At 58.2% G+C, this 12,029-nt stretch carries 8 protein-coding genes; 7 read left to right on the top strand and 1 reads right to left on the bottom strand.

The window, feature by feature from the left end:
- Nucleotides 1–92 precede the first annotated feature (92 nt).
- Nucleotides 93–1,196: a CAP domain-containing protein gene (locus THTE_RS00840; RefSeq protein WP_157731576.1), complete on the top strand. Its 1,104-nt coding sequence runs from the start codon at nt 93–95 to the stop codon at nt 1,194–1,196.
- Nucleotides 1,197–2,444: 1,248 nt separating this feature from the next.
- Nucleotides 2,445–3,287 (top strand): phosphorylase family protein, encoded by an 843-nt coding sequence (locus tag THTE_RS00830; RefSeq protein ID WP_095413644.1) that lies wholly within the window; start codon nt 2,445–2,447, stop codon nt 3,285–3,287.
- Nucleotides 3,288–3,680: 393 nt separating this feature from the next.
- Here THTE_RS00830 and THTE_RS00820 read toward each other — a convergent pair whose 3' ends face one another.
- A complete protein-coding gene (locus THTE_RS00820; RefSeq protein WP_157731574.1) occupies nt 3,681–4,055 on the bottom strand; it encodes a hypothetical protein in 375 nt (124 codons plus the stop codon).
- 981 nt (nt 4,056–5,036) lie between these two features.
- Between THTE_RS00820 and THTE_RS00815 the strand changes: the two genes are divergently transcribed.
- The 5 genes from THTE_RS00815 to THTE_RS00795 all read left to right on the top strand — a co-directional run bounded on the left by THTE_RS00815 (nt 5,037) and on the right by THTE_RS00795 (nt 11,820).
- Nucleotides 5,037–6,344: a nickel pincer cofactor-dependent isomerase, group 22 gene (locus THTE_RS00815; protein ID WP_095413641.1), complete on the top strand. Its 1,308-nt coding sequence runs from the start codon at nt 5,037–5,039 to the stop codon at nt 6,342–6,344.
- A 249-nt stretch (nt 6,345–6,593) separates the two neighbouring features.
- Nucleotides 6,594–8,099, top strand: coding sequence for a bifunctional folylpolyglutamate synthase/dihydrofolate synthase (locus THTE_RS00810; protein ID WP_095413640.1), 1,506 nt, complete (start codon nt 6,594–6,596; stop codon nt 8,097–8,099).
- A 106-nt stretch (nt 8,100–8,205) separates the two neighbouring features.
- Nucleotides 8,206–8,688 carry a tRNA (cytidine(34)-2'-O)-methyltransferase gene (locus tag THTE_RS00805; protein ID WP_095413639.1) on the top strand — a complete coding sequence of 161 codons (483 nt, stop codon included), beginning with the start codon at nt 8,206–8,208 and terminating at the stop codon, nt 8,686–8,688.
- Nucleotides 8,689–8,838: 150 nt separating this feature from the next.
- On the top strand, nt 8,839–10,287 hold the full coding sequence (locus THTE_RS00800; protein ID WP_095413638.1) for an outer membrane protein assembly factor BamB family protein: 1,449 nt from the start codon (nt 8,839–8,841) through the stop codon (nt 10,285–10,287).
- Nucleotides 10,288–10,989: 702 nt separating this feature from the next.
- Nucleotides 10,990–11,820, top strand: coding sequence for a sugar phosphate isomerase/epimerase family protein (locus tag THTE_RS00795; protein WP_095413637.1), 831 nt, complete (start codon nt 10,990–10,992; stop codon nt 11,818–11,820).
- Nucleotides 11,821–12,029 lie beyond the last annotated feature (209 nt).

Below are 12,029 nucleotides of genomic sequence, written 5' to 3'. Positions count from 1 at the left end.
ACGGCACGTCACAACCCGCACGGCGTTTGGTGGCCGAGGTTTATGGGGCGGGCGAACCGAAGATGGTTTTCCAATCAAAAAGGGAGACGCGCGTGAGCGCCCTCTTCCGTACCGTCCAACCGGTCTTCTGGCACACTCCGCGGGCGGTCCTCTTGGTTCTTTTCTCGGGTATGGTCGCTCTCTGGCTGACATCGGGCGCTTTGTCGGGTGAACCCCGACGTTCTTCAACCAGTCCCGCCATCCGGGAACTCGTCAGTCAGTTTCAATCTTCGCGCACGACGATGGACGAACGTCGCCAGCTCGTTGCCCAAGCGGTGGAAGGCGGCCCCGCCTGGGTGGAAGCCCTGCTGCCGGTCATTGAGAAACAACTTTCCGCGCGGCTGGAAAGATACGGCCAGATGTTCACCCGACAGGCCCAGCGCCAGGCAGGTCAGCATTTGCGACAGGTGGATCCCCGACAGGTGGCGGCCGTTCGCGAGGCGGTGCTGACTCTCCGTCAGCGACCCGACCTCACCAAGGAGATGATCCAGCAGGTGGGCGATCCCGGATTGAAGCAACTCCAGCAATGGCTCGTCATTCCCCGAGAAGTCGTGCTCGCTTCCTCCGACACCTTGCGAAGCGAACGGGAAAAGCTCAGCGAATGGGGCAGCTTGTGGGAAGAGTGTGCCCGCGTCCTCTACAACGCCGCTCCACCCGAAAGTCGCCCGGATACTCAACCAAGTTTTGAGGAATATCTGGCGGGCGAGGAAACCCTGGCGGCCTTTTTGGTTTCGCCGATGGATCCCCCTGCTCGACAGGTCCTCGCCCAAAACGCGATTTTGGCCAAACAGCTCCAGCGAGAGGAGGCACGCTGTATTCTGGCGCTCAATATGACCCGCGTCCTGCTTGGGCTGAACCCTCTCGTCATCGACCTTCGGCTGTGTGCGGCTGCCCGCGATCACTCCAACGACATGAAAACCCTGGGCTTTTTCGATCACACATCGCCCGTGCCGGGCAAAACGACCCCGTGGGACCGTGCCCGCCGCTTCGGCACTTCTGCCTCCGGAGAAAATATCGCCGCAGGCTACAGCGATGGGAACGCCGCCAACATGGGCTGGTTCCACAGTCCCGGCCATCACAAGAACATGCTGGGCAACCACAAGCGGGTGGGCGTGGGAATCGCAGGCACCTATTACACCGAACTGTTTGGAGACTGAGGGGTTGCCCATCGACCAAAACCCACCGACGATAACTTCCTGTCCCGCAGCCACCATCGAACGACGTCCGGTCTCTTGCCGACTATCCAAAATGCTGCATTGTTTCCGGCTGACACGAATGAAAGAGCATCCCCTCCAGTGGGACCTGCTTGTGGTGCCCGGTCAAGCGGGATTGATGATCAAGGGTTAAATAGTCAACTGAACATGTGGTAGGGGCGATTCATGAATCGCCTTTACCAACGTCGGAGGGACCCGCTCGTCGGGTCCGCTTCCTTTTGGAGGGCCCCGCTTGTCAGGTCCGCCGTGCAACGTTCGATGATCAATTCGTTTTCCTTGGGCACGATAAGCGTGCCCCTCCGAATCATTTTTCGGAGGGACCCGCTTGTCGGGTCCGTTTATCAACGTTCGATGATGAATTGCCTTTCAGCGGGGACTGAAGTCCCGCGCTGAAAGCGGGGCTAAAGCCCCGCACTCCATGGAGTGCGGCGATTCATCGCCGCTTTTCGGTGAAGGCTTTAGCCTTCACCACCTTGCCCTCGGCCTGGATCGAACCAGGGTGACCGGTTGTGGGCACCCGATCCTCCAATCCACACAGCGGAGAGTATCTCGGAGGGCCCCGCTTGTCAGGTCCGCCGTGCAACGTTCGATGATCAATTCGTTTTCCTTGGGCACGACAAGCGTGCCCCTCCGAATCATTTTTCGGAGGGACCCGCTTGTCGGGTCCGTTTATCAACGTTCGATGATGAATTGCCTTTCAGCGGGGACTGAAGTCCCGCGCTGAAAGCGGGGCTGAAGCCCCGCACTCCATGGAGTGCGGCGATTCATCGCCGCTTTTGGGTGAAGGCTTTAGCCTTCACCACCGTGCCATTTGCCGTGTTTTCCCGCGACCACGAAATCTGCCCACCGGCAGGGGCAATTCATGAATCGCTCTTATGTTTAAACAGCAATCGAGCTACCTGGAAGCCCGACAAATGGATCATCCAACCTTCTACCGCGGCCCTGAGTGGCGCATGCCTCCCAAGACTGAATTTCACTTCCGTGCAAGCGTTTGCCGAGGTTTGCGATTCTCTCCAGCGGCAGAAGAAAGACGAGTCGGCAGCCCTGGAACTTGTCGCTCAATTGGGTCATCATGATAAAGTCGGGTACCTGGCATGGACAGTGAGGTTGATACGTCGCCCTGAGTAAGATAGGGATCTTTTTCCATCGTGCCAGTCCACCCTTTCGTCAATTAAGTCACGTTTTCCACCGATGTGGCGAACAGTTTTCCGCCAATGGGTTCAAGACACCGCGGCCGAGGCCGTGCAGGAACAGTTTGCGCAATTGCAGAACAATCCTCAGGAACCCCCCGAGGCGCAGGTCGCTGTTGCCATTATCTGCGCGCTGGCCATGGAAGGCGGCGGGATAGAAGATCGCCTGGAAGACAAAGTATGGGTCAGGGCGGCCGTGGGGAAAGTTGTGCTTGGCCGGGTCGGGCAGGTGCCCGTCGCCCTGGTCACCGCCGGACCAGGAGCAGCGTCGGTCGCCGAAGCGACGGAGGCTGTCGTCGGGGCTCATCGTCCGCGACTGGTGGTGGCAGCAGGATTTGCCGGGGCCTTACGCGATGAACTCCGCCGCTACCATATTCTCCTCCCTAACGAAGTCATCGACATTACGGGACGATCGCTCAAACTGCCCAACCTCGTGCAAGGCGAGCAACTCCCTGCCGGGGTCCACGTCGGAAGGCTCGTTTCGGTCCAAGATTTGGTGCGCAATCCCCAGGCGAAGCGCGAACTTGCCGGGCGATTCGATGCCTTCGCTGTCGATCTGGAAACATTCTCGGTCGCCGAAACCTGCCGCCGCCTGGCCATCCCCATGGCCGCCGTCAAAGTGATCACCGACAGCCTTGACGAAACCCTTCCCCCCGAGGTCGCCTACCTCATGCGACCGCGCAAATGGACGGAGAAAATGGGCGCTGTGGTGAGCGCCGCGTGGCATCGGCCGGGGAGTCTCAAAGACCTGTGGCGATTGCAGGAGGTCGCCCTTCGGGCAGGTGATATTCTCGCCGAACACGTGCTGGCCCTGGTGCAAAGCCTGGAGCCAAGTAGTCCATGAATGCCCGCTTCTAAAATATACGCCTTGACGACCGCACCAATGGCCGATCACGGTGTTAATCGGTGATTATCCCATAAAAGCTCTTTATGAACGTCTATAGTAAAAGTTCCTTCACTTTTTTAGTTCCCGTTTATGGCGGCCTGCGGATTGCCTTGTTTAAAAATATCCTTCAATTTGTCGATTGTGTAAGGCGGATCGCGTCGATGAATCATGGCGTGACAATTCGCATAGACGGGCCGCAAATCCCTTTTTGGGTTCAGGCGATAGCGTTTACCGATTGCCGAAGGGGGTACAAGGTGGTGGACGTGAATATACCCGCGGCCAATTTTGCCGTACACGTCCTCAAAACGCATAAATTCTTTATTTGTGTCCGCTTCTTCAGGAAGTTGAAAGTCATTCTTTCACCGCCCTAGATCTGGCGCTTTTTCTTAGCTTCTTTCCGAATTGCATGTAGAATTCTGTCCAACGTTTTTCTAATTTTGCGGCGACATCTTTGGGGATTTCAATTCCCGAAATTTGTGGGGTCCATTTCATTTTTCGCGATATTCGCCGAAGCTCGGTTAACAGCAATAGGACTTTTCGCGGATCGAGCACCCGATCAAATTTTAGCTTGACATAAAGCGCCTTCTTCCTCCTGCCATACTTCCAATGGAAACGACGTTTGACACCTGAAATCGTCTTACCTGACGCAAAAATTCCGCGATCTTGCACCCTAGTTACATAAGAAACACACGGTCTCCTGGCTGAATCTTTCTCCTCCTGCCGCACGACCAGTTGTCCTTCTCTCCTTTTTCACATCTTTCGAGAATCCCATCGATCGCGCTATCCGCCTCTTCTCCCCACAGATTGCGACTGAAGGTCAAAAAATAGGTCGCCATCGCTTTCCCCATAACGCGACGCCGTTTTGATAAATCGACCAGCCATGAGCTTTTTAGAACCGCCCACTGGTCTATTATAGTCGCACGGCTTCACATATAAACGAAGCTACTTGAGAGGCAGTTGATACATTGGCCCTGGCTAATTCGTCCCGGCGACTTCTTGAAGTCACCAGGCACTGCAGTTAACTGTGTCGCGTCGCGCCATCTGCATAAGTCCACGGCTTGGCACCCAGCCGATCGGCAAGCCCCGAGCATTACCGACTCGGGGCAGATGCCCGAGGAGACCACTGGAGAGAGTCAAGTTATTTTTCGGAGACCTCGGCAAAGTGCCCGACCGCCCATCGCGGGTGATCTCCCGTTGCCCGCCCCAAGTACCGGATCGTAGGGACAATTCAGGAATTGCCCCTACTGCTTAACCAGCGACTCAACGAAGCAGTTGGAGCCCGGTCGGTGAAATGGAGGATCCAACGTCGGAATGTGGACCTGACAAGAGGGTCCGGCCGGAACACGGAGGAGCACGCCTGTCGTGCCCGCCGAAACGCCAGAGACGATCCAACGTTAAAAAACGGACGCGACGAGCACGTCCCTCCGAAAGTGGACCTGACAGGCAGGTCCCTCCGAGCATGAATGTCGCTTGCGCGGAAGGTTTCCGCGATGTTCAGCCTTCTTACTGGCGGCAGAGGACAAGCGGGGGTGCGTCAGGGGCGATTCTGAATTCCAGCGTCAGGTCATACAATTACAGGACGCGGCGACAGAAGCCGAGGGCTTTTCGGACGGGCGGCGGGTGGGCCAGGTTTTTGCGTTCCGAAGTTCCGGTTGAGCCGCCTTGCGATCAAGCGGAGCGATCAACTCCCACGGCAATGGCACGATCATGAAAGATCCTTTGTTTCCCCAGATTTTCCGCATACGGCAGCGTTTTGCATCGCACAAACTGGACGACATTCCGGGGCGGATACGCGCTGAGCTGTATCGCGTGGGGATTCGGGAGAAAGTGCGTCCGGGAATGCAAATTGCCATCACTGCGGGAAGTCGGGGAATCAACAACATCAGGATGATTCTTCGCACCGTTGCGGAAGTGGTCCGTCAGTGTGGTGGGCAACCGTTCCTCGTGCCTGCGATGGGAAGCCACGGCGGCGGAACCGCGGAGGGCCAACGCGAGGTCCTGCGCGGTTACGGGATTACCGAAGAGACCGTGGGTTGTCCAATCCGATCCAGCATGGAAACGGTGATCATCGGCAAGGCGCCCGAGGGTTTCGACGTCCATTTTGATCGCCATGCCTTTGCCGCCGATTTTGTCATTGTGGTCAATCGGATCAAGCCCCACACGCAGTTTACCGGGCCGATTGAAAGCGGCCTGATGAAAATGCTGCTCATCGGGCTTGGCAAGCATCGGGGAGCAGAGATTTACCATCGTGCCGCGTGGGATTACGGTTTCGACAGAGTCGTCCGCAGCGTCGCGCGAATTGTCCTCGCGCGCTGCCGGATTCTCACGGGACTCGCCATTGTGGAAGATGCTTACGACGACACTGCTCACATCGAGGCAATTCCGCCGCAGGAATTCGAAACGCGGGAACCGGAGCTTCTCCGCCTGGCCAGGGAATGGATGCCGAAACTTCCCTTTGACCATGCGCACGTTCTTTTGATCGATCGGCTTGGCAAGGACCTCAGTGGAGCGGGCATTGATACGAATGTCATCGGCCGAAAGTTGGCCGACCATCGCGCCGGACCGGGGGAAAAGCCGGATATCCGCTATATTTGTGTCCGTGGGCTGAGCCCCGGCACGCATGGTAATGCGATTGGGCTGGGATTGGCCGAGTTCTGCCGCAGCCATATTCTGCGCGAAATCGACGTTCATGCCACGCGGATCAATGCCATCACTTCCGGGCATGTGTCGGCCGCGATGCTGCCGCTCGATTATCCCACTGATCGCGAAATGCTGTCGGTGGCTCTGTCGAATATCGGTCTCACACCGCCCCAGGACGCGAGATTGATGTGGATTTCCGACACCCTGCACCTAGCGGAGGTGGAGTGCTCGGCCGCCTATTACGACGAGGCTCGGCATCGCGACGATCTGGAGGTGCTCACCCCCCCACGGCCGCTGCCTTTCAATGAGGAAGGAAACTTGCCCGACATGACAGCCCTCGGGATCCTGCCGAAACTGGCGGACCTGCCGAAATGACTGGTAAAGTGAGCAGATAAACCGAAAAAGCTGCACATTTGGAACAGGAGGGCACCAGCTTGGACAACGTCTCGGGGGTTGGCTGGTCATTGGCTGGTGGACAATCGTAGGTCACAATGGGATAAAGTTTATCGAGGTATCCTTGCGACGCACCCTGCGAAGCGGTGAGATGCCGGGGAGGACTGCGGATAATCACGGAGAATCCTGGGTATTCCTGTAAAGTTTGCCGGAGCAGCGGTAGTCCAGATCGTGCACAGTTCGGAATTTGTACCACAGGCGGGAAGCAGCCTGCCCTTCGAAGTTGCGGGAAGCCGCCACCAGGCGGTGCGGGAGTTCCTATTTGCGCGGACGAACTACGAGCATTCGCCCCCCCGGTCGGGAACCCGTGCCCGAGTCTTCAAGCTCACGCGGATGCGGGCCCTTCTCGAACGGCTGGGGAATCCCGAGACCCGTTATCCCATCGTTCATATCACCGGGACGAAGGGAAAAGGTTCCACGGCGGCCTTGGTGGGGGCGATTTTGGCGGCCTCAGGAAAACAGGTGGGAATTTTTACGTCGCCGCATTTGGAGCGGGTGGAAGAGCGGCTCGCCGTCGATGGCCGCCCGTGCCCTGCCGACGAATTCACCAGGCTTTTGGAAGAGTTGATTCCACTGGTTCGGTCGATGGATCAGGAGGCCGCGGTTCAGGGTGAGAGTGGGCCCACATATTTTGAAATTCTCACGGCCATGGCGTTTCTCTATTTTGCCAGGCGAAAGGTGGACGCGGCCGTGATTGAAGTCGGACTGGGCGGGCGGCTTGACTCCACAAATGTTTGTCGTCCCGAGGTGTCCGTGATCACCAGCATCAGTTACGACCATACCGATTTGCTCGGGACGACGCTTGAGCAAATCGCGTGGGAAAAGGCCGGGATCATCAAGCGGGGCGTACCCGTCGTCAGTGGGGTGGTCCAACCGGGACCGCGGGAGGTGATTCGTCGGGTCTGTAAGAAGCGCGGCTGTGCCCTGTGGGAGCTGGGGGAGGACTTTGGCGCTGCGTATCGGACACCCCGACATCTCGAACGAGAGACCGCGTTGGGACACGTGACGTTATGGGGGCGGCCGAGGGAATCGGCACAGGAATCACCGCCCGGCAGTCCATCTGGTTGGGAGATTGAATCGGAATTGCGGCTTCTGGGCCAGCATCAGGCGGCCAACAGTGCGGTGGCGCTGGCAGCGGTCAAGCGGCTGGAGCAGCGCCTGGGCTGGACCGTCTCGCCCCAGGCCATTCAGGTGGCCTTGAGGGAAACGGGGCTTCCCGCGCGGGTAGAAATCCTGGGGCGGCGACCGGTGGTCGTCCTGGATGCCGCCCACAATGTGGCGTCCGCGGAAGCCCTGGTGACGACCCTCCAGCAGTGCCTAGAGGTTCAAAAATGCTGGTTGCTGTTCGCCACAACTCAGGGGAAGGATTACCGCGGGATGCTGAGGGTGTTCGCGCCATTTTTCTCTCATGCGGCGCTCACGCAATACACGATCAACCCGCGAGCTTTGCCCGTCAGTTGGCTCGTTGAGGCGGCGGAGGAACTGATGCCAGGACGATATTCTGCGTTTGAGAATCCGGCCGCGGCATGGGAATGGTTATGGCCCCGTGTTGGGAAAGACGATCTGGTGTGCATTGCGGGTTCTTTCTTTTTGGCCGCCGAGATGCAGCCCCACCTCCGCAAACTCGGCTTGATAACGGCCGGAACTGGTAGCAAGGAAACACCGCCTGCCCCGTGATTTTTTCTGAGTCGTTCCCGTGCAACAGTTTTTTACTGCGCCCGGCATCCGCGGATTCCTCCAATAATCCTCTGTGTTGTTATTGATCGGGACACCTTGGGCTGGTATGGCGCATTACGAACCGATCCTCCACGTGGTCCTTTATCAGCCGGAAATTCCCCACAACACGGGTGCGGTGGGCAGGACCTGCGTTGCCGTTGGGGCCAAATTGTGGCTGGTTCGACCACTTGGCTTCCGCATCACGAGCCGTCATCTCAAACGGGCGGGGCTGGATTACTGGCAGTATCTGGAGTGGGAGGCCGTGGATGATTGGTCGGCTCTGGAAAAGGCCCTCTCCGGCAAGCGGTTCTGGTATTTCACGAAGACCGCTACCACGCTGTTCTGGGATGTGAGCTATGCTCCGGGAGACGTTCTCGTGTTCGGGAGTGAATCTCAGGGCCTTCCTGCGAGTCTGCTTGCCGCGCACCGAGAAGCCTGCCTGCGGATTCCCATCCGCTCCCAGGTGAGAAGCTTGAATCTCTCGGTCAGTGTGGCCGTCGCGGCTTACGAAGCGATCCGTCAACTGGGATGGCACGCTGCGCCGGGCTGATGCCGCCTGGGAAAGCGGGGAGGAGTGTTTCGCACGTCACCGGCGCTGCTACAATTCTCTTGTTTCTGGATATGGCTGGGGGAACCTTGCGCGGTAAAAGGTCCAGTTCTTGCTCAGGCAATTGATTGTCCAAGAGGAAAGCGTGATCGTATGGCGTGGAGAGCTATCGTACTGTGGATCGCTGTGCTGGCAATTTCCATAAGTTGTCAGGCGCGAAAAGAAACCCCGGCACCGAAGGGGACAGCCAAAATCGAAGAACAGCTGTCAGCCCAGGAATCGGGACCAATGCCCGGCAAAACCAGCCCGATGTTATCCTCGGGAGAATCCCCAGCGGCTGGCCCGACTTCCACTGGGGCCGCCCAAGCTTCCCAAGTCTCGCAGACCGCTCCAGCCCCCGGTTCGGCCAAGCCGGTTTCCCCTCAAGTGCAGGCCTTCTGGCCACGATTTCATGGACCGCGCGGAGACAATCTCTCGGATGACAAGGGCTTGCTCACCGAATGGCCGGCAGACGGACCGCCCCTTGCCTGGAAGACCGAGGGCATCGGCCAGGGATATGCTGGGGTCACAATCGCTGATGGTCGCATTTTCACTGCGGGAAACATCGATAAGGATGCCGTCGTGACGGCCTTGGACATGGATGGACGAATCCTCTGGCAGAAGCCGAATGGCCCGGCATGGACGAAGAATTACCCGGGAGCGCGGGGGACGCCGACCGTTGACGGCGATCGGGTGTACCATCTCGGGGCGTCGGGAGATCTGACCTGTTTTCGCGTGGAGGACGGCTCGGTCATTTGGCATACCAATATCATGGAACGATTCCATGCACCTGTTCCCGAATGGGGTCTGGCCGAGTCGGTCCTCGTCCGTGGGAAGTACCTGTACTGCACCCCGGGCGGTCCTGAAACGTGCATCGTTTGCCTGGACAAAATGACGGGGGAAACGGTTTGGCAATCCGCATCGGCGGGCGGCGATACGACAGGTTACGCCAGCATTCAGTGGGCTGAATTTGAAGGGATTCCCATTTTGCTCACGATGACGGCCAAGGCCCTCGTCGGTGTCCATGCCGAGACAGGCCGCTTACTTTTCCGCCATCCGCACGAAACGGCCTACGACGTCAACGCGTTCATGCCCCTTTATGCGAACGGTGAGGTCTTCGTCAGCACCGGCTACGGCAGCGGGTCGGAGTTGGTCCGTCTCAAACGAGACGGCGAGAACATCGCGGCGGAACAGGTCTGGGTCAACAAGGACCTGGACAATCATCACGGAGGTGTGATCCTTGTCGAAGGCTTTCTGTATGGATCAAGCTACAACGGACGGTGGTGCTGTCTCGATTGGAAAACGGGGGAAACACGCTACATGGACCGGGGCATCGGCAAGGGATCGCTCACCTACGCCGATGGCATGCTCTACCTGTACAGCGAGCGGAGAACGGTGGGTCTAGCCAAGGCCACCGCAGAGAAGTTTGAGTTGGTCAACCAATTTCGTTTGCCTTCGGAAGAGCGAGCGGAATCCTGGGCCCATCCCGTCGTGTGTGGGGGACGACTCTATCTCCGCCACGGCAACATCCTGTTTGCCTACGATGTTCGCAAACAGCCGTGAAAGGCGCGGGCTTAAGCGCACCTTTCTGTCTTTTTCGGAGAATCGTGCTTGTCACGTTCGCCCTGGGAGGGACCACCTCGTCAGGTCCGCTTATCAACCTTGGATGATCCACTCTGATTCATTCGCATTCGGTAGGGGCAATTCATGAATTGCCCCTACCACGATGGTGACGCCCCGTGGCGAGGGGACACCGGGCACGACAAGCGTGCCCCTCCGATTCTTTTTTCGGAGAGACCCGCTTGTCGGGTCCGTTTATCAACATTCGATCATGAATTGCGTTTCAGCGGGGACTGAAGTCCCGCGCTGAAAGCGGGGCTGAAGCCCCGCACTCCATGGAGTGCGGCGATTCATCGCCGCTTTTCGGTGAAGGCTTTAGCCTTCACCACCTTGCCGTCGGCCTGGATGGAACCAGGATCACCGGTCGGGGGCACCCGATCCTCCAATCCACCCAATGGAGAGTATCTCGGAGGGACCTGCTTGTCAGGTCCGCTCTTGCAGGTTCGATTATCCATTTCATCTTCATCTCACCGGGCACGACAATCGTGCCCCTCCGACTCTCTCCCTCGCCGTAGCCCTTGCTTGTGCTGTCAAAACACGGTTCAATAGTGGCCAGCGCTACGGGAATCTGTCTGTCGGCCGTTGTCAGCCGTTCCGGAGAAATCACTAACCAAGAAACGGCATCTTGTGACAAGGGAGTTCACCATGGGCCAGGTGTTTTTCGGTGTCAATCTGGAATTTGTTCGCCACGCGGACAAGCCGTTTGAGTGGGGGGTCGCCAAGGCCGCGGAGCTGGGTTACGAATACGTGGAACCGATGGTCCACTGGGGCCGGGAACTCCTTTCCGAGGCGGGCTATTTCCACAGCGTTTCGATGCTCGACGATCCCTACCGCATCAAGGATGCCTGCGCCAAGGCGGGGGTGAAGCTGTCGGGTTTGTCGGCCCACTGTCCGCTTATCAAACCTGAAATCAGTGTGGAGTATCTCAAGCAGGCCATTCGCTTTGCAGCGGAGTGCGGCGCCCCCGTGGTGAACACCGACGAGGGTCCCAAGCCACACTGGACCACCGAGGAAGAGGACTTCGTCCTCATGAAATACACACTGCAGGAGGCGGCCTTTGTGGCCGAGCGACGCGGAATCCTCATCGGGCTGGAGCCCCACCAGCAGTACAGCAAGACACCCTACGGCCTGGATCGGATTTACAACCTCGTGCGGTCTCCGGTGATCGGTATCAATTTTGACACAGGCAATGCCTTTCTGGCGGGACAGGACCCGATTGCCTGGCTGGAACGTGTCGCCGATCGGCTGGTGCACCTTCACGCCAAAGATATTTCGGTGCAGCAGGCCGAGGCCGAGCGTGGGAAAGTCACCGGCACGCCCGTTGGGTGCGCCTGTGGAGATGGTGTGATCGATTGGAAGAAGGTCATCGAAATCTGCCGCCGCGCTCCGCGGGACATCGTTCTCAGTGTGGAATGCGGCACCATCGAACAGGCGGAAAAGAGCATTAAATACCTGAAGTCACTTCTCCAGACGTGAGCCACAGTGGCTGCCCATTTGAGAAACCGGCGAGTCTTTTTCTCGTGCGGTTCTGCCCAAACTTTTGATAATGTGTGGTAGGGAGCATTCATGAATTGCCCCTACCGGCGACTCAAATATATACAGAAAACCACCGCCAGCCAGCGTGAAGTGGCGCACCTGATAAGGACGTCCCACCGAAGCGCCCTGCCGGAGGGGCATGCTTGTCG

Source organism: Thermogutta terrifontis (assembly GCF_002277955.1).
Taxonomy (GTDB): domain Bacteria; phylum Planctomycetota; class Planctomycetia; order Pirellulales; family Thermoguttaceae; genus Thermogutta; species Thermogutta terrifontis.
Note: the sequence above shows the minus strand (reverse complement) of the source record. Positions and strands in the feature narration are given on the sequence as shown.

Coding starts and splice junctions, on each gene's coding strand:
- THTE_RS00815 (WP_095413641.1), top strand. CDS start 5,037: ATGAAAGATCCTTTGTTTCCCCAGATTTTCCGCATACGGCAGCGTTTT.
- THTE_RS00800 (WP_095413638.1), top strand. CDS start 8,839: ATGGCGTGGAGAGCTATCGTACTGTGGATCGCTGTGCTGGCAATTTCC.
- THTE_RS00795 (WP_095413637.1), top strand. CDS start 10,990: ATGGGCCAGGTGTTTTTCGGTGTCAATCTGGAATTTGTTCGCCACGCG.
- THTE_RS00805 (WP_095413639.1), top strand. CDS start 8,206: ATGGCGCATTACGAACCGATCCTCCACGTGGTCCTTTATCAGCCGGAA.
- THTE_RS00830 (WP_095413644.1), top strand. CDS start 2,445: ATGTGGCGAACAGTTTTCCGCCAATGGGTTCAAGACACCGCGGCCGAG.